The 18,274-nt window shown below is 47.4% G+C and carries 15 protein-coding genes; 5 read left to right on the forward strand and 10 right to left on the reverse strand.

Annotation, left to right across the window (positions count from 1 at the left end):
• Nucleotides 1-227 precede the first annotated feature (227 nt).
• The 5 genes from ABD014_RS11785 (at nucleotide 228) to ABD014_RS11805 (ending at nucleotide 5,888) form a co-directional block, all read left to right on the forward strand.
• Entirely contained in the window at nucleotides 228-1,928 is a 1,701-nt protein-coding gene (locus tag ABD014_RS11785; protein ID WP_343861182.1) for a peptide ABC transporter substrate-binding protein, read from the forward strand.
• Nucleotides 1,929-2,037: 109 nt separating this feature from the next.
• Entirely contained in the window at nucleotides 2,038-2,976 is a 939-nt protein-coding gene (locus tag ABD014_RS11790) for an ABC transporter permease (protein ID WP_343861184.1), read from the forward strand.
• The gene (locus ABD014_RS11795) at nucleotides 2,973-3,920 is read left to right on the forward strand and encodes an ABC transporter permease (RefSeq protein ID WP_343861186.1); all 948 of its coding nucleotides are present in this window, start codon (nucleotides 2,973-2,975) and stop codon (nucleotides 3,918-3,920) included. Before ABD014_RS11790 ends, ABD014_RS11795 begins: the two co-directional genes overlap by 4 nt.
• A gap of 19 nt (nucleotides 3,921-3,939) precedes the next feature.
• Nucleotides 3,940-4,932: an ABC transporter ATP-binding protein gene (locus ABD014_RS11800; RefSeq protein ID WP_343861188.1), complete on the forward strand. Its 993-nt coding sequence runs from the start codon at nucleotides 3,940-3,942 to the stop codon at nucleotides 4,930-4,932.
• The gene (locus ABD014_RS11805; RefSeq protein ID WP_343861190.1) at nucleotides 4,929-5,888 is read left to right on the forward strand and encodes an ABC transporter ATP-binding protein; all 960 of its coding nucleotides are present in this window, start codon (nucleotides 4,929-4,931) and stop codon (nucleotides 5,886-5,888) included. Before ABD014_RS11800 ends, ABD014_RS11805 begins: the two co-directional genes overlap by 4 nt.
• Before the next feature lie 140 nt (nucleotides 5,889-6,028).
• On the opposite strand, the gene ABD014_RS11810 is transcribed toward ABD014_RS11805, so the two are convergent.
• The 10 genes from ABD014_RS11810 to ABD014_RS11855 all read right to left on the reverse strand — a co-directional run bounded on the left by ABD014_RS11810 (nucleotide 6,029) and on the right by ABD014_RS11855 (nucleotide 18,140).
• On the reverse strand, nucleotides 6,029-6,586 hold the full coding sequence (locus ABD014_RS11810; protein ID WP_343861192.1) for a DUF1697 domain-containing protein: 558 nt from the start codon (nucleotides 6,584-6,586) through the stop codon (nucleotides 6,029-6,031).
• Between the two features lie 47 nt (nucleotides 6,587-6,633).
• Complete coding sequence (locus tag ABD014_RS11815) at nucleotides 6,634-7,599, reverse strand: DUF4367 domain-containing protein (RefSeq protein ID WP_343861194.1); 966 nt, start codon at nucleotides 7,597-7,599, stop codon at nucleotides 6,634-6,636.
• Nucleotides 7,592-8,137 carry a sigma-70 family RNA polymerase sigma factor gene (locus ABD014_RS11820; protein WP_343861196.1) on the reverse strand — a complete coding sequence of 182 codons (546 nt, stop codon included), beginning with the start codon at nucleotides 8,135-8,137 and terminating at the stop codon, nucleotides 7,592-7,594. The genes ABD014_RS11815 and ABD014_RS11820 overlap by 8 nt, the downstream gene beginning before the upstream one ends.
• 119 nt (nucleotides 8,138-8,256) lie before the next feature.
• Nucleotides 8,257-8,763, reverse strand: a complete 507-nt coding sequence (locus ABD014_RS11825; RefSeq protein ID WP_343861198.1) for a putative periplasmic lipoprotein — start codon at nucleotides 8,761-8,763, stop codon at nucleotides 8,257-8,259.
• Nucleotides 8,764-9,059: 296 nt separating this feature from the next.
• Nucleotides 9,060-10,613, reverse strand: coding sequence for a carbohydrate-binding protein (locus ABD014_RS11830; protein ID WP_343861200.1), 1,554 nt, complete (start codon nucleotides 10,611-10,613; stop codon nucleotides 9,060-9,062).
• A gap of 234 nt (nucleotides 10,614-10,847) precedes the next feature.
• On the reverse strand, nucleotides 10,848-11,504 hold the full coding sequence (locus tag ABD014_RS11835) for a DUF1266 domain-containing protein (RefSeq protein ID WP_343861202.1): 657 nt from the start codon (nucleotides 11,502-11,504) through the stop codon (nucleotides 10,848-10,850).
• On the reverse strand, nucleotides 11,497-14,130 hold the full coding sequence (locus ABD014_RS11840; RefSeq protein WP_343861204.1) for a tetratricopeptide repeat protein: 2,634 nt from the start codon (nucleotides 14,128-14,130) through the stop codon (nucleotides 11,497-11,499). The genes ABD014_RS11835 and ABD014_RS11840 overlap by 8 nt, the downstream gene beginning before the upstream one ends.
• Entirely contained in the window at nucleotides 14,130-15,833 is a 1,704-nt protein-coding gene (locus ABD014_RS11845) for a molecular chaperone HscC (RefSeq protein ID WP_343861206.1), read from the reverse strand. Before ABD014_RS11845 ends, ABD014_RS11840 begins: the two co-directional genes overlap by 1 nt.
• 251 nt (nucleotides 15,834-16,084) lie before the next feature.
• Nucleotides 16,085-16,702, reverse strand: coding sequence for a sugar O-acetyltransferase (locus ABD014_RS11850; protein ID WP_343861208.1), 618 nt, complete (start codon nucleotides 16,700-16,702; stop codon nucleotides 16,085-16,087).
• Nucleotides 16,703-16,790: 88 nt separating this feature from the next.
• A complete protein-coding gene (locus tag ABD014_RS11855) occupies nucleotides 16,791-18,140 on the reverse strand; it encodes an aminotransferase-like domain-containing protein (RefSeq protein ID WP_343861211.1) in 1,350 nt (449 codons plus the stop codon).
• Nucleotides 18,141-18,274 lie beyond the last annotated feature (134 nt).

Raw genomic sequence — 18,274 nt, forward strand, 5'->3', positions numbered from 1 at the left:
TTAGTCTACTTGTTTTTTCACTGTCTATTCAGAGGGGATAACGATGTACGCGGTAACCGCACGCCCATGGAATGAAGAGCAAGAGCATGTGGTAAATGCGTGCGGCTGCCTCCGTGGCGCAGAACCTATTTTTTTATTGAAAATTTAGAGTAATTGAGAATAAATGAAGACGAGTTAGCATGTTTATAAAATAAGCAAATCACTATATATCAAGAGAGGGGTACGCTATGCGAAAAAAACGTAATGCCATACTTGCCTTGCTTATCATAATGGCTATAAGCGCTGTTATGAGCGCTTGTGGAAACAGCGGTAAAGAAACCAACTCTTCCGCGCCTCCGAAGGCAAACAATGTAAAACCCGCTGATCCCGGGGGCAAAACCGAAGTACCGCAGGAGCAGGTCTTCCGCTTCAATCTGCATTCGAATCCGCCAACACTCGATCCCGGTGTAGCGCAAGACAACGTGGGGTTCGCCGTGCTCACCGGACTGTACGAAGGGCTGGCGCGAAGCGATGAGAACGGTAAAGCCATTCCAGGCACTGCAGAGAAATGGGATATCTCTCCGGATGGACTCAAGTACACCTTCCATCTGCGAAAGGACGCAAAATGGTCGAACGGAGATCCCGTGACTGCAGCTGACTTCGAGTTCGCTTGGAAGCGGGTGCTCGATCCGAAGACTGAGCCAGTCCCACCATACGCCTATCAGATGTACTATATCAAAGGCGCGGAAGCGTATAACACCGGAAAAAACACCGACCCGAATTCGGTCTCAGTCAAGGCCGTCGATGCCAATACGCTTGAGGTCGAGTTAGAGCACTCCACTCCGTATTTTTTAGGCCTTCTTTCATTCTCGACCTATTTCCCAGTACATTCCTCTATAAAAGACAATCCAAAGTGGGCATCCGACGCAAGCACCATCATATCGAACGGACCGTTTAAAATGAGCGAATGGAAGCAGCAAAGCTCTCTTGAGATGGTTAAGAACGAGAATTACTACGCTAAAGACGAAATCAAATTTACCAAAGTACAGATGACTATGGTAGACGATGCCGGCTCGGAATTGAACATGTACGAGACCGACCAGCTCGATTTTGCCGGCATGCCGACCGGACGCATTCCAAACGAGCAGATTCCGATCATGAAGCAGACGAAGCCGGACGAACTGGATATTAAGGGCATCGCCTCCACCTACTACTATTTGTTCAACAATAAACAGAAGCCATTTGATAACGTCAACATCCGCAAAGCGCTAGCGATGGTCATCGATCGCCAGTTGATCGTCGACAAGGTGACTCTTGGCGGACAACTGCCCGCATTTGGCATTGTTGCCCCGGGAATCGCGGGTGAAAATGGCGAATTCCGCTCCGAGCACAAGGACGATTATTTCAAGGAAAATGTAGAGGAAGCAAAGGCACTGCTGCAAAAGGGGCTCAGCGAGGCAGGAGTGTCCGCCATGCCAGAATTTACGCTTATCTACAATACCGATGAAAGCCATAAGAAGGTGGCCGAGGCCATCGTCGACATGTGGAGCAAGAATCTCGGTATCAAAGTAAAAATTGAGAATCAGGAATTTGGCGTCTTCCTGAAGAACCGCACCGCGCTCAACTATCAAATGTCCCGGGCCGGATGGCAAACCGATTACAACGACCCGATGTCCTTCCTCGATCTTTACATGACCGGAAGCGGCAACAATGATATCGGCTACAGCAATCCGGAATACGACAAGCTCGTTAATGAAGCGAAGCAATCGCAAGATAACAAGCAGCGGATGGAATTGATGGCACAAGCGGAGAAAATATTGATCGAGCAAGATCAGGCCATTCTTCCGCTGTACTACTACACGAACGTTGCGTTAAAGAAACCGAATCTCAAAGGCGTGTATATCGACTACCAAGGAAACATCATCTACAACCGGGGTTACTTCGAATAACGGCGTTCCCCTAAGCTGTTAACCGGGATGCACTTGGCCACATTGCCGGTGCGTCCCGATTCTTCATATCCACTGCAGTAATAATTAGATCAGAAAGGAGGATGCATCCATGATTCGATACACCCTGACCAAGTTGTTCTATCTCATCCTGTCGCTGTGGGTGCTGGCTTCCATCACTTTTCTGCTCATGAAAGCTATTCCCGGAGATCCATTCATGTCTGAAAAAGCAGTTCCACCGGAAATTCGTGCCCGTCTGATGGCCCAATACGGACTGGATAAACCGCTGCATGAGCAATATTTCGTATACCTGGGCAATCTGGCCAAAGGCGATCTGGGCATTTCGATGAAAATGCAGGACCGTGAAGTCGGCCAAACGATTCGCGATGCCTTCCCCTTCTCCTTGAAGCTCGGTATTGTCTCAATTATCGCCTCCGTCATTATCGGGGTCAGCCTGGGCATGATTGCGGCGCTGCGGCATCGCAAGCTGCTCGACTCCATCTCAATGGTCATTGCCGTTTTAGGCGTATCGGTTCCCAGCTTTGTACTCGCCTCCTTCTTCCAGTATATTTTCGGCGTAAAGCTGAGATGGTTGCATGTCGTCGGCCTAAGCGGTCCGCTTGATTACATTATGCCAACCCTTGCGCTCTCTGCCCTGCCGATCGCCTTTATCGCACGCCTGACACGTTCGAATATGCTGGAAGTGCTAACGGCCGATTATATTAAGACCGCCAAGGCCAAAGGCTTGTCCCGCGGTGCCATCATACGCCGCCATGTACTTCGCAACGGCATTCTGCCCGTTGTCACCTATCTAGGTCCGCTCACGGCCAACGTCGTGACAGGCTCCTTCATCATCGAGCAAATTTTTGGAATCGGGGGGCTCGGAAAAATATACGTCATAAGCATCAGCAACCGAGACTATTCGCTGATTATGGGCATTACCCTATTTTATGGGCTTATTCTAATGTGTGCCCGCTTCATCACCGACATCGCATACGGACTCATTGATCCCCGCATCACGCTCGTTTCGAGAAAGGAGAAGACCGCATGACAATGTTCCATTCCTCCCCTGCCGACAGGCGTGCACTGGCCCCGGAAGATTTCCGAAAGGCAGATGTTAGCGAACATGCGGCGGAAGCGATCGAACAGGAAGGCGTATCTACATGGCGCGACACCTGGCTGCGTCTGCGCAGCAACCGAGTTGCCATGACAGCCCTTGTCTTCTTGCTGCTCATTATCGTCATGGCAATAATCGGCCCCATGCTGACGTCTTATGACTTCTATTCCAATAATCTGGAGATGACGAACCTGCCTCCTTCCGCCGAGCATTGGTTCGGTACGGACGATCTCGGCCGCGACATGTTCGCTCGTACGTGGATGGGCGCCCGCATTTCTCTTATCGTCGGCTTCTCCGCCGCTGCCATCAACCTTGTCATCGGCGTTATCTACGGCGGGATCATGGGTTATATCGGCGGACGTCTCGACGAGGTGATGAACAAAATCTCTGAGATCATTTATTCTATTCCGGATCTTCTGGTGGCAATTCTCCTTGTCGTCGTCTTCGAACCAAGCCTGGGCACGATAATTTTGGCTCTATGTGTGACCGGCTGGATCAATATGTCCTGGATCGTGCGTGGACAGATGATGCAGCTCAAAAATCAGGAATATGCCCTCGCCTCCCGTTCCCTGGGTTCGCCTCACTTACGCATTCTATTTCGACATCTCCTACCGAACGCAATGGGTCCGATTATCGTTACCTTAACTTTGGCGGTGCCGGTAGCCATCTTCAGCGAAGCGGTGCTTAGCTTCCTTGGGCTAGGTGTTCAATCGCCGGCCGCATCATGGGGGACGATGATTAACGACGCGCTTAAAACCATGATCATTTATCCATGGCGTCTTGCCTTCCCTGCGCTGTTTATAAGCTTGTTGATGCTGTGCTTCAATCTGTTCGGGGACGGGCTGCGTGATGCACTCGATCCGAAGATGAAAAAATAAGGACAAGGAGGGTTCGCCCATGCAAAAATTGCTAGAAGTCCAAGATCTCCAGGTATCCTTCCATGTCCGCGGCGGCGAGGTGCAAGCCGTGCGCGGCATCAGATTCCATGTTCAGCCAGGCGAAGCCGTCGCTATAGTCGGCGAATCCGGCTGCGGCAAGAGCGTTACTGCCCAGGCAATCATGCGTCTTCTGCCGCATCCTCCCGCCCATATCCATCAAGGAACAATCCGGTTTCAGGGAAAAGATCTGCTGCGTTTGAAGGAGCGGGAAATGCAGTCTATCCGAGGCAAGGATATCGGGATGGTCTTTCAGGATCCGATGACATCGCTGAACCCGACGATGACGGTCGGACGCCAGATTACCGAGGTGCTGACCAAACATCAGAACATGACAGCACAGGAAGCGAAGCGCCGGGCAATAGAGATGCTTGGGATGGTCGGCATCCCCCATCCGGCATCGCGGTTCTCGCAATACCCGCATGAGTTCTCGGGCGGCATGAGGCAGCGGGTCATGATCGCCATTGCCTTGGCCTGCCGCCCGGCGCTGCTCATCGCGGACGAGCCGACGACGGCGCTCGATGTGACAATCCAGGCCCAGATTCTGCGTGTGCTAAAATCTCTGCAGAGCGAATTTGGGACATCGATCATTTTGATTACGCATGATCTTGGCATTGTGGCGGATTTGTGTGATCGCGTCATCGTCATGTATGCGGGTCAAATCGTCGAAACCGGCACAAAGCGTGAAATACTCAAGCAGCCGCAGCATCCATATACCCAAGGCCTGCTGCGTTCTCTGCCGCGGATCGATCAGAGCAAGGATGAGCCGCTCGTGCCGATTTACGGTACACCCCCAGATCTGGCCAAGCCACCGGAAGGCTGCCCGTTCTGGGCCCGGTGCAGCTTTGCTATGCACATCTGCCAACAGCGGCAACCTGAATCGACCACCATCAGTGAAACCCACAGCGCGAGCTGCTGGCTGCAGCATCCGCTGGCACAGGAGGTGACCAGATGAGCACAGAGCCATTGCTCCAGATTAACCAGTTGAGCAAACATTTTTACCTTGGACGGGGCCAGACGCTGAAGGCCGTCAATAACATTAGCTTCAGCGTCGACAGAGGTGAGACGCTCGGGATGGTAGGCGAATCGGGATGCGGCAAATCGACGGCAGGACGAACGATTCTTCGCTTGTACGAGCCGACTGGAGGGGAAGCCTGGTACGGAGGAACGAATATTTATCGGCTCAAGCCGGGGCAGCTTAAGGCTTTCCGTCGCGAGATGCAGATGATCTTCCAAGATCCGTATGCTTCGTTGAATCCTCGGATGACCATTATGGACATTATTGGGGAAGCATTGGACATACACCGTCTCGCCGATAACCGTTTGGCGCGCAGGAAGCGGGTCGAGGAGTTGCTTTATCTGGTCGGGCTTAACCCAGAGCATTCTACCCGCTATCCGCATGAGTTTTCGGGCGGCCAGCGCCAACGCATCGGAATCGCCCGTGCGCTGGCAGTTGATCCGAAGTTCATCATTTGCGACGAACCCATCTCGGCGCTTGACGTATCGATACAGGCACAGGTCGTCAATCTACTGAAAGATCTGCAGAAGCGTCTCGGACTGACATACGTATTCATTGCGCATGATCTGTCCATGGTCAAGCATATCAGCGATCGGGTTGCTGTCATGTATTTAGGTCAGATCGTTGAGCTGGCCGACAGCGGAACGCTGTACGCGGAGCCGCTTCACCCATATACGCGTGCTCTTATGTCCGCTATTCCCGTCCCCGATCCGGACATCGAGGCAGACAAGGAAAGGATTGTACTGAGCGGCGAGCTTCCCAGTCCGCTGAATCCGCCGAGCGGCTGTTCCTTCCGGACACGATGTCCATACGCGACTTCGGTCTGTGCTGAGCGCAAGCCTGAATTCCACGAAGCGAAGACAGGACATCATGTCGCTTGCCATCTGGTCTGAGCCGGATCGATCCAAGCCGTCGCAGATAGCAGGGGAATAATTGAAGATATAGAAAACCCCCTGATGTCAGTCTTGAAAAGCTTGACATCAGGGGGTCATTTCATAATTTATATACTGTTGCGAAAGCAATGCGCCTTATACTATTCCATAGATTTTACTAGACCATGGAGTTTGTTAATGGTTTTCCAATTACGTACCGTAGAAGGTACATCCAACTTATTCAACTTATTCGCTAGCTTAGAATTACGCACCCCTTCACTGAGCAAGAGATAAACTTCCCGTCCTTGAACATGATATTCATCGATTTCAGAGGCATATGCTTCAAGTTGTTCGATTCTTTCTTGTGTAGGTGATTCGAGCAGCATTGAGACGTAAAAAGTCTCCACCTCTTTTGATGCTTGTGCCTCTTTTAGCACTTCCTCCGAGAATGGGCAGTTTTCAATAATTTGTGCCAGCTCTACGGATGTTCTTATCATGACAGTGACCGTGATAGTAAAAACCTTCTCAATTTCATGTTCTATTCGTATGCGCAGTGAATCTGCATCATCCGCCGATTCAAACAGCACATTACCGCTTTGGATGTAGGTTTGTACTCGCTCGAATCCCATTGATTGAAACATACTTTTTAATTCAGCCATCTTGATTTTATTGTGTCCACCAACGTTGATACCTCTTAAGAACGCAACATTAATTGCCATTCAATCATCCCTCTGCTTCTAAATATGCAACCTCATCCCAATAATACTTACTTCAGCTGATGCGCAATACGAAGTAGCTCTTCCTTAGTAAGGGTCGGAGATATACTTCCGATGCTATACAGAAGGGTATAGTCCTCAAATGTTTCTAACCATTGAATCTCCTGAACCCTGTTGGAATCGCTGAAAAAGAATGGCTGAGTATTAAAGTAATGTGCTTTTACCCCATCGATATTTATCTCTTCATTCTCTAAATTACTTGTAGCAATTTTAAAGTCCGTCTTCTGGTCAATGAACTGCATGCTGACGTAAACTTGATCCTCCCGTTCATTATGATAGATCGTTGTAAATATGCGCGGTTGATTCGCTGGCTTATCGACTTGCTTTCGCCAAACCGCCTTTCCGTTCATCTTCTCAGATTCCTTCTCCAGTTCCGGAAGCAATTTTCTCCACTCCAAAGGGATGAAACCTCCGAAGGGCGATTCCTCCTTCCCTCCGACGAAATACAGCCCAGTACTTCTTGCAGGCGGGAGTTTGTACTTGGCCGTGTTCCGGGCAAGGATCGTCTCCCACTTTGAAAAATCAGTGATAATAAAAGGATTGGTTACAACGACGAGTGCCTGCTTCTTATCCATAGTGTATAGCTTGGCTAATTCAGGCAAATATACAATGGCTGACTCCCCAACCTCCAACTCCGCTTCAACTTCCTTAAGATCACGATGAATTTTTGAAGACAATTCTTCGTCATCCATACGGGTATTCATTTGGACATACTGCAAGCTCATTCGATGATCACTGATTTGAAACCATATGTATCTGTTAAATCCAGCAATGACAACAAATAGTGCAAGTCCCAGGACAACCTTAAGCAGAACCGGCTTCAAATGCGTGGAACGTCTCCTGCGCTTCTGATCAGCCTCATACAGATCCCTAATGCTCATCTCATGTCCAGAGGGCGGCTGTATTTCACCAGCTCTCGCTTTGAGCTGTTTGGTTAATTGATTGATATTAAACACGGACGGATGCCTCCCTGTCAGCGTGAAAGGTATCAGTATCAATGAATTCGCGTAAACGCTTGATAGCTAGATGATGGCGAGATTTCGCTGTTCCTACGGGAATGTTCAAGCTGGCCGCTATCTCTTCATAGGAACAATCTTGATAATATCTCAATACAATGACTTGTCTAAGCTTCAATGGTAACCTGTCCAGATGAGCGAGCATTTCGTATTGGCTTTCTGTTTCAAATACTTGCTCCTCTGGCTGCTTAGGCGATTGAAGTGGGGGCATTAGCTGAGTTATGGCGTTCAATCTCACTTTTCTCCATAACTTTCTTTTCCAATTACTCGTTTGCCGTACAATAATGCCGTTTAACCAGGTACGAAAAGGTTTGTTGAAATCATATGACGGAAGCGCTTGAAAAAGTGCTATGTACACTTCGCTCACAATGTCCTCGACCTCTCCCTTATTTGGGCTCAAAAAATATACCGTCCGATAAATATGATCATTAATCCGACTATAAATCTCATGAAAGGCTGCCGTACTGCCTTGTTCCATCAGCCTAAGCCACGGATGCAATTCATCGTCTCTTACCCCGTCCACCTCCCAACTTGGTCGCGGTATATGAACCATTAGTTATAAAGCACCTTATGGTATTAATAAACCTATAATTACCCTCATTTATTGAACCATGATAGTTCCGATACGACTACCATAGCCACCTTATTCTGATCTACGATGAATTCAATGACTCTCTTATTCTCCTTATCTAGATACCCCTTAATACTCAGTTTATCCTGCTTCCGTGTATAATAATTTTCTCCATACAGTTCAGCAATACGTGCCTCATCATCCCCTATCTGCAATTGTTTAGCTGTCGCTTGGCCTGGCTTTAAAGAATAGGACACCACACGGCCCTCTGATAAAATATACTGGTAATTGTCATATTCCAATACGACTTCTCTGCTCTTCTGATCGCTCTTCGCCTGAATTTCTCCTCTGTCCAACGGCTCTCCTCTCTGTGCTATAACCTCTTGCTCCGAAGCGTTCAGAACCTCTAGCCCTCCTGTCTCTGCACTTAGGTTCGTGCTTTGGACGCTTTCCATAAAGTCAAGCGGTGATCCCTTACTGCTGCAGGAGACGAGAAACATTAAAATAGAAAAGATAAAAATGAGTTTTTTCACTTTAGAACCCCTTTCTAACTTCTAGCCATGATAATCTATATTGGTCCGAAGTATAGAAATGGTTCAGTAAATCTACCTCTTCATCAAAAAATTAAGAGAACTTTTTTCTACTCATTGTTATGCCTAGTATAATCAATACCACATAGATTACGATCTCGTATCCTTCGGAATCCAAGCATCCGCGAAACTTCTTGTAAAGAGTAATGTTTTTCCATGAATAAAAAATAACATTGGAGTAAACTCCAATGTCAAGTTGTTTTTATGAAGGTATAAGTTTTCTTTTATTTCATAACCGATTATTTCAGACTCCATAGTGCTGGTACATTAGGCGGCTCCCAGCCGAGGAGCGAGGTATGTGGCTGACGGCAAACATAGGTTTTCCCGCCATAGGTAACCTCATCATTCACTTTATAACTGACATTGGGCGCCCATGCGTTGGAACTCCCCTGCGCATCCGTCGTCGCGCTGACGGATATGCCCGGCGAGACATTTCCCGCTGCATCCTTAGCTGTCACTGTGAATTGGTAGCTTGTATTGGGGAGCAAATTAGCGATAGTAGCAGTTGTTCCGCTTACTTGGATAACGTTCGTTCCGTAGGTCACGGTATAACCGATAACCCCGACATTATCCGTTGACGCTGTCCAGCTTAAGGAGACACTCGTCGCTGATTTTCCAGTTACGATGAGATTCGTAGGAGCCGTTGGAGGCTGATTATCCGGCACGGAAGGACTTAATGCATCGAGGTATGCGCGATGACTGTTGGAGAATTCGAAGTTATTGTATTTATCCCAGTTAATCGACCAGGTCATCAAGCCACGGAAGTTCTGGAATCCGTTAGTACTGCTTCGCATCTGGTAACTAGGAAGCTGTATTCCTTTGATTATGGCATCAAGCGCTTTCTGAACCTCTGCAGTTGAGGTGAAGCCACCTCCGGCATTGGCATTCGCCGGCAAGGCCAGCAGCACCTGATCCGGTCGCAGACCCGTGAAGAATTGATTGGAATTGCCCGCGATTGGGAAGCCAGCGAGCAGCATATCAACCATAGCTACATGGAAATCCGCACTGCCCATATTGTGATACTGATTATCCAATCCGGTGATCGGCCCTGAGTTATAATTTTGTACCTGCAGCCAATCCAGTATATCCCTCGTTGCTTCGATGACAGGCAGATAGGCACCAGCTCGGTTGTCACAGCTTATGCAGCTTCCTCCATAGAAGGTATATCCAAGCTGAACGAAGAAGGTCTCAGGCGCCATCGTTAAGTAGAAATGATCTGTTCCAAAGTGATTATTAATCGTCCGGAGCGCCCAGATCAGATTTACTATGACTGGAGTCGTCGGATTTCTGAAGTCGTTATCCCCGGAATTCAAATAAAGAGAATGCCCTTCAAAATCAACGTCCAGACCATCGAATCCATACTTCTCAATGATGTCGGTAACCGAGTTAACAAAGTTGTCGCGGGCGCTTGTTGTACTCAGTTGAACCTGGCCGTTAGCGCCGCCAATCGAGATGATGACTTTCTTTCCTAGACTCTGCAAATAAGCGACATCCGCTTTAAAATCCGCATCCGTGTAATTATAAGGTGTGAAGCCGATCGTCCCGTTCGTTGCACCGGATACAGGCTCTGCGAACGAGACGTTAATGACATCGAACTTCGTTGATACATCACGCAGCTTAATAAATCCTGAGCCGTTATCAAAATTATGCCAGTAGCCAACGATCGTCTTACTGCTTACGGCCGCTTGGGCTTTGGGTACACCGACAGGACCGAGTTGAAACAGTGTAACTATCAACGCAATAATCAAGGCACCAATCGAGATTTGACGGGTTAAAAAACGATGGATGTTCACTTGGGATCTTCCTCCTTATTTTCATACCATTTGATCGCTGACAGCGGTTACAGCCTAACTGAAGGTTGATCGCATCCCCCCTCTCCAGAACAGGAAACCGAAACCTCACCCATTCATAAATATGAAGGGGCTTTCAAGGTATAAGGGGAAAATATATAGTTCATAGGGATAAAATTGTCTAATGCCTTGAATTTAGAAAAGCCACCCTCCCGTAGGAAAGTGGCTGTACATGCTTCAATTTTTCAGTTTCGTATTCCAAGGCAAGAAGCTCCATGGACAATTCGTATCGGTCAACTGTCTTTGAATCAATTCAAGATGTATTGAAGTGCTGGAATCATCCAGTTCTTTCTGCCAAAATTGTCGGCCGATGATATAAGCGAGTCCATATTCTGTCCAACTTCTATAAGACTGCTGGATCTGATTCGCGTTGTTCAATAGATAGGACCAGGCGTATTCTCGAGGTATATATCCGACTTCTGCACAAAAGTAACATATTGTGGCAGCTCGCCCCAGATCCCAGGCGAGGATACCGGATTCAGGGAGCAGCTTGTCATATCTTTGCACGATCCGGGCATTTATCGCCTTATATTCATCCTCCAATGATGAGATGTACAGGTCCTGCTGCTTCGTGGTCATGACACGAAGAATTCCCCGGAGTTGGTTAAAATCTATACGGTGTCCTTCTTCAGTTAGCCAATTCAGGATACGATAAGCACTCTCTTCATCTACGATACTCCACCATTCACGTAAGATCACATCCTTAAGATCGTCGATACTGCAGCTTCCTTCATCAGGAGCGTATTCATTGGCATACGTAAAACCGTTCGCATGCAGCAATATATCGCCTGCAGCCAGCGCCCAGAGTTGACTCGGGCTAAGCAAGTTATTCATTTACGATCACTTCCCCCGGAAATTCAATACGTAGTGCTTCATCATCAAGAACATCAGGAAAATCAAATTGCATAGTCGACTCTTTTAAATAACTATAAGGATTCATGCCCAGTCTATTTAAGAGTTTGCCTCGTTTGCTATAATGCTCCTCCATATACTTAAGCCTTCTTACATAATCCGGATGGTTGGGATGTGCCTCTACAGCGCCTCGCGCTACTTCCAATCCAGTCTCATGATCGCCAAGCCCATAGAGAACAAGACTATAATAACTGCTCGTATCTCTACGCAGCCCCGAGTTGTAGGCGGCCTGAAAGTAAATTTTTGCTTTTTCATACATATTGGTGTAATACATGAGAATACCGCAATAGAACCAGATATATGGATTTCGGTTATTCTCAGAGATATGATTGAGATACTTCTCTACTGAGGTATCAATCATCCTTAGTAGAGAGGCATCAATATTGTTCCAATTCTGTAATTCCACGAATACTCTTACGAGCTGTAACAAAGCCCATTCATTGTTTTCTTCTAACTTAAGCACGTTCTCAAGCGGATCAATCGCCTCGTTAAATCGGCGAGATGCTAATAGAGAAGCCGCATAGAACTTCACAAAAACACTTGGATCCTCTATGCCTTCAAGATGCTTTAGAAGCTCTCTATATGCAATTACTGCTGTCTCCCACTCTCTAAGATACATACTGCTATTGCCTATGAACAGATTCGCATAGAGTTGCAAGTCTTCCGATTCATAACTCAGGAACTCACGCATATTCGCCCGGCATAACTCATATTCCTCCAGGCGATAGTGGGCTATGCCTTTAAAATAATAAGCGTAGTAGAAATTTCTCTTCTCCAACGCGATATCAAGCATATCTATACATTCGCGGTGCTTGCCAGTGTTCAGCAACACTTCACCATATTCAAGGAAATATACCGGATCACTCGTATCATCCAATCCAGCGCTGTTAAAATGGAAAGAACTCTCGGTATATCGTCTAAGATTATAATAACAGTCGGCGATCCCGGCATGATATAGACAGTGATCCTGCTGCTCCAGGGCATTCTTGTAGATATCTATCGCTTCTTCATATCTTTCTGACTTTCTGAGTGCCTCTGCTTTGTAATATAATGCCTCGTCATGAATAGGATTCAACTCCAGCACTTGTTCGAATAAGATCAGACTTAACTCATAATCACCTAGAAAATATGCGTTACGCGCAGTCGCGAACAGTAGCTCAAGCCTGAAGCCATGATCCAATACTTGTTCCTGAACGGCTGCCTTATAATAATGAGCTGCCTCATCATAGCGCTCAGCTTGATGAAGAATTTGGCCGTACAGATAGTATTGCCTTACATTCAGTGTCCCCTGCTTCTCTAGATAACTTAATATTTCAATTGCGGCTTCCTGGAACGGGGCCATCCCTTGATAAGCTTCAACGATTCCCGACAGTAGTTCGAAGAGTTCGGAACTCGGTTCTAACTGCGTTAAAATAGACTCCAGCCGACTGCTCAACACAACCAATTCATGTAGTGTATGCATATCCCATGGACAATGCTTCATGATGCGAAGATATGTATTTATCGCTTCAATATCTTGCTTTAGCTCGGTAAAACATTGAGCCAATCCTGTAAGCGCCTGAGGATGATCCGGTTCATGATTTAGAATTAGCTCATATGCATGGCAGGCTTCTTCATAGTTGCCCGTCTTATAGAGCGTGTATGCCAGTTCATTATAATAATCGGTATCCTCGGCAGAAGCATCCATCCCCCTCAAGATCCGAAGTGCCTCATCCCACTGTCCCTGCTGCATCCAGTATTGTCCCAACAATCGGCATAGATCAGGCTCATTCGGGATAAGCTTAGCAGCTTCAAGCAAATAATGCTCAGACCGCTCATAATCACTATGAATTAAGGTGATTTGTGCTCTTCCTCTTAGTGATAGGAAGTTCTCTACGGCCTCATCGTCTAGTTCGCATTGGGGAATAAAGTCATAGTTCAAATCCCAATAAGCTTTCAGCTGTCGATAGAAATGATGGAGATAGGCTTCCGGGAAATGCTTCTCCAGCCAGGTTGTCATACTGGACCACTGAAAAGATTCATCGAGTAGTCTCCACACGGCGCCGGGAGCCCAGGATCTCTCTGTGAACATCCTAAGCAACTCATATTCTAGAATTTGACGCGTCTCGATCCCGATAAACCGATCATCATCGAGCAGCGAACTCCAACGACTTACATCCACCCGGGAGTGAATGTTATCGTAGAGCGCAGCAGCTTCATGAAGGAACTCTATGGCCAAGGCTGTAGGGATATCTAACTCCTGAATCGGTTCCGGTTCGTTACTCTCTGCGGAAGAAGTCGTAGGTATTTCAGTATGAGCATCGGCAAGAAACTCTTCATGAGTGACGACATAGCCGTCTTGTTCAATGTCCCTTGCTTCATCCTCACGCTGACGGAGCTGATTATATTTGACTTCTTCTACCACCGCTTCATAGGCTGTACGCAGGCGTTGGAAGCCTTCCGGATCATCCTCCGGATGCGTCACTTTAAGTTTGGTTACATAAGCCCGCTTGATCGCTACAAGATCGTCCGTCGGCTCGATGCCTAAGAGGCTCCAGAATTCTGTCATTAGAATTCTATCCCCCTCTCGATCGTATCCAGGTAAGCTTTGTAATCCACAACGGCCTGTCTTATTTCCCGGTCATCCTGACGATTCAGAATATCCTCGAACTGGCGAAGCAGCATCGCCACTTGGTCACGTGTCCTACCCAATGATTCTTCATACAGCCTCTCTCCGCGGGCCAGGAGCAGCTTAATCTCCATGCGATCACGAGGATGAATCTTGATCTTAGAGAGTTCCTTAAACCTCTGTTCGATCTGCTCTTTGGAGAATTGTCCAGGATGCTCTTCGAAGATCACCTGCTTCTTCTCACCTGTGCTGACAACGGTAGTCTCCACCTCAAGAATGCCATTAATATCATAGGTGAAGCGAATATCAACGGCTTGATCTCCCTTCTTGCCTGATGGGAGATCAACCAGAAATTCGCCAAGTGCAATATTGTTCTGTGTCAGTCTACTCTCTCCCTGATAGACGTCAATTCGCATGGAGGTCTGCCCGTCATTGATCGTATAGTAGCGCCCAATTTTACTAACGGGAACGACCGAGTTACGCTCAATGATCGGACTGAAATGGCCGGATTCGTATTGTCCCGCAGAAATTTCCACAGCCATACCCACGCCTAAAGTATACGGACAGACATCGGTAAGCACGATATCATTCACCGCTTGATCTCGGGCCTTCATTCCCGCTTGAATAGCAGCTCCGACCGCTACCGTCTCATCCGGATCGATATGCGCGGAGGCTAATCTATTGAACATTTTGGCGACAAAGGAGGAGATGATTGGCATTCTAGTAGCCCCGCCGACGAGAATAATCGCATCGAGGTCGGACGGACGGACCGCCGCATCTCGGACTGCCCGTTCAATGGGTTGTCTGAGCCGCATCAAGAGTGGCTTGGCCAGATTGTCGAAGTACTCTCCACTAATCTTGCATGACTTCAGTGTCTCCGGATGGCTGAGCTCCATCACTGCTGCTTTGCCTTGGGACAAGGCAACTTTAGCTGCTTCGGCTTGTTTGCGAATCGCTCCGGTCAGCTTGTAATCCTCGAGATCAATACTCCCGATCTCCTGGCGCGAGATGAATTCCTGGAACAGCAGTTCCGTGAAGTCTTCGCCACCCAGATAGTTGTCACCAGCGACAGCCTGAACCTCCATCAAATCCTCGAACCGTTCGAGGATTGATACGTCAAAGGTGCCCCCGCCCAGATCAAATACGAGAAAGCGAGTGTTCGGATCCTCTAAATGCAATCCATAAGCGACTGCCGCGGCCGTAGGCTCGTTAATGAGACGTTCTACCTTCAACCCCGCGAGCAGTCCCGCCCTTCTCGTCGCTTGCCGCTGGGCATCATTGAAATAGGCGGGAACGCTGATTACTGCCTCGGTTACCGTCGTACCTAGATAGGCCTCCGCATCCTCCTTCAGAGAACGCAGCACAAATGAGGATAGATCCTCAGGGGTGAATTGATAGTCTCCAAGCTGATAGATTTTGTTCGTACCCATATATCTTTTGAACACGGAAGCCGTCAAATGCGGGTGTGTAATTAGTCGTTGTCTAGCGACCTCCCCGACGATCACTTCCCCGTCCTCTTCCACACTGATAATAGAAGGCGTTAAATGCTGACCGAGCGAATTAGGAATAATCTTCGGTCCTTCAGGCGTAAAAGCGGCGACAACGCTGTTCGTTGTCCCCAAGTCAATTCCAATAATCGTCAAAGTCTATACCTCCCATGGCTATCAAAACTTAGATCAATTAACATGTTATAAATCTAATGAATCTATGTAGTAGTTCTGGAATAAGACGAACCTACTCCTTAAGTCTAGTGAATATGTCTTATCTATGTTATCGGTCTAAAAATACCAGTTCTTAAGACCTATTAAAACTTTTAATATTAGTTCTCGAACAGTATAGTGAAAAAATCCCCCTCCTAATCATTGCCTAAGGAGGGGGATTAAGCGGAGTGAGCTTAGTCTTCTATATCCGCGTAGTATTCTTCTTTCATCTTTTCCCAATGCTTCTTGTCTTCTTCGGTTATAGGTCTTAGCACTCGGCAAGGGTTACCTACAGCAATGACGCCATCCGGGATATCCTTGGTTACGACGGAACCGGAGCCGATAATGACGTTGCTACCTATCGTTACCCCAGGATTAATGACGGTATTTCCTCCAATCCATACATTGTCGCCGATCGTAATCGGTGTTCCGAACTCCAGCAGTGTATTTCGCACATCTGCGTCAACTGGATGTCCGGCCGTAAATACGCTAACTCTAGGTCCGAAGAGAACATTGCTGCCGATCTTAACCTTGGCTACATCCAGAATAATGCAGTCAAAATTAGCATAGAAATTGTCACCAACCGAAATATTGCAGCCATAATCACAACGGAAAGGAGGCTCGATGTATACCGACTCTCCGACCGATTCGAATAAATCTCTCAGAAGCTTCCCTCTATAATCCTTCTGTTCCTCTGTTGTGTTATTGAACAAGCGCGTAAGCATCCGGGACTTCTTGCTATCCTGGGCCAATTCTCCTGTACCTGCCATGTAGAGCTTTCCCGCCAGCATTTTCTCTTTATTCGTTGCCATATCTCTCTACTCTCCTACCTGAATGTAATATGGGGGCTGAAGCGTAATATCCAATCGATCTGATCGTAACAGAATCTTGCCCTGATATTCAAGCTTTCAGCTTGCGGAGTATTTCAGCCAACTGTGTAATTCCAGTATCAATTCGTTCTTCGGATACGTGACTTGCGTTCAGCTTGATGAGATTTCTCTGCAAATAACCGGGCAAATAATGCTTATCCATCGGTTCGAGAATAATGCCACTTTTCTTCGATTGCTTCATAATCTCCGGCACAGATAGATGTTCCTCCAGCACCAGATGGGTATGGATCCCTGGATATTTCGATGGATAGTAATTGAACATCCCTTCGCTACGTTCACTCTCACGCCTCAGCGCAGCATCAAGTCGCTTCGCACGTGAGAAATACAGATTACGCAGCTGCTCTTTATGGCGGACGAACATCCCGCTCTGAATATATATTTCGAGTGCGCCCTGGGAGAGCATGGAGCTGTCAATATCGATGGAGCGCTTATACCGGATGAACAGTTCGTTCAGGAGATCGGGCAGAACCACAATGCCGATACGTAGTCCCGGAAAAATAATCTTGGAGAAGCTCTTTAAATAAATCACCCGCGAATCCATATCATATGCGAATAACGGATCTGATTTGCTGTCTTGCTCCAGATCAGCCATATAATCATCTTCTACGACATAGACGTCATACTTACGGGCCAATGCGACGATCTCTTTTTTCTGCTGAGGGGTGTAGGACAGTCCTAGAGGAGAATGCATGCGAGGTATTGTATAGAAAAATTTAATATCCCCAGTCTTGAACAGCTCTTCCAACCGATTCATATCTATCCCTTCGGCTGTGCGATAGATCCCTTGTACCGGCAGTCCGTGCGTCAGGAGATGATCGATGAATAGATGATAGCCTGGCTGTTCGATCAGAATAGTCTTCTTCCCATTGGGAAAAGGAAGCAATGTCAGTACGGCTAGAGCGAGCTGTACGCCAGAAGTGATGACGATGTTGCGCTCCTGTGCGAATACTTGTGAATCAGCTAGCTGCTGGTGCATCACCTTGATTAATGAAGGCAATCCTTGCGGCGTTCCATATAAGAATAAGTCATTCTTGTACATATCGATTGCTTTGTTAATACAATGCTGGAAATCGAGATAAGGGAATAGTTCTGGGTCCGGCGCGGAAGTGGCGAAGTCGATCATGACTTGCTCCTTCCCTTCGCCCCTGCTGTTCTTCTGTACGACATAATAACCACTTCGGGATACTGAATAGATCATATGGCGCCGGATCAGCTCATTGAGAGCAGCCAGTACCGTGCTTTTGCTATAACCGTACTGCTTGGCCAAAGTCTGGATTGAAGGCAGTCTGCTACCTTGCTGGAACGTTCCATTTCGAATGCCGCTTTCGAGTTCTTCGGACAGATATATATATTTTAGCAATCGAATCAACCCCTTCTTGCCATCTGTACCGGTACAGATAAACTTTTTGGCTATTGTAGCACAATCATTCCGCCCTTACTATAAGGGTGAGCGTTTGATGATCCATACATCTATTTGAAGCAACTTTTTTGAGG

The sequence above is a fragment of the Paenibacillus motobuensis genome (assembly GCF_039521865.1).
In the GTDB taxonomy this organism is placed as follows: domain Bacteria; phylum Bacillota; class Bacilli; order Paenibacillales; family Paenibacillaceae; genus Fontibacillus; species Fontibacillus motobuensis.

What these genes read in the sequence shown, in the direction of transcription:
- ABD014_RS11785 (WP_343861182.1), top strand. Translation starts at nt 228, where the DNA reads ATGCGAAAAAAACGTAATGCCATACTTGCCTTGCTTATCATAATGGCT.
- ABD014_RS11790 (WP_343861184.1), top strand. Translation starts at nt 2,038, where the DNA reads ATGATTCGATACACCCTGACCAAGTTGTTCTATCTCATCCTGTCGCTG.
- ABD014_RS11795 (WP_343861186.1), top strand. Translation starts at nt 2,973, where the DNA reads ATGACAATGTTCCATTCCTCCCCTGCCGACAGGCGTGCACTGGCCCCG.
- ABD014_RS11800 (WP_343861188.1), top strand. Translation starts at nt 3,940, where the DNA reads ATGCAAAAATTGCTAGAAGTCCAAGATCTCCAGGTATCCTTCCATGTC.
- ABD014_RS11805 (WP_343861190.1), top strand. Translation starts at nt 4,929, where the DNA reads ATGAGCACAGAGCCATTGCTCCAGATTAACCAGTTGAGCAAACATTTT.
- ABD014_RS11810 (WP_343861192.1), bottom strand. Translation starts at nt 6,586, where the DNA reads ATGGCAATTAATGTTGCGTTCTTAAGAGGTATCAACGTTGGTGGACAC.
- ABD014_RS11820 (WP_343861196.1), bottom strand. Translation starts at nt 8,137, where the DNA reads ATGGAACAAGGCAGTACGGCAGCCTTTCATGAGATTTATAGTCGGATT.
- ABD014_RS11835 (WP_343861202.1), bottom strand. Translation starts at nt 11,504, where the DNA reads ATGAATAACTTGCTTAGCCCGAGTCAACTCTGGGCGCTGGCTGCAGGC.
- ABD014_RS11840 (WP_343861204.1), bottom strand. Translation starts at nt 14,130, where the DNA reads ATGACAGAATTCTGGAGCCTCTTAGGCATCGAGCCGACGGACGATCTT.
- ABD014_RS11850 (WP_343861208.1), bottom strand. Translation starts at nt 16,702, where the DNA reads ATGGCAACGAATAAAGAGAAAATGCTGGCGGGAAAGCTCTACATGGCA.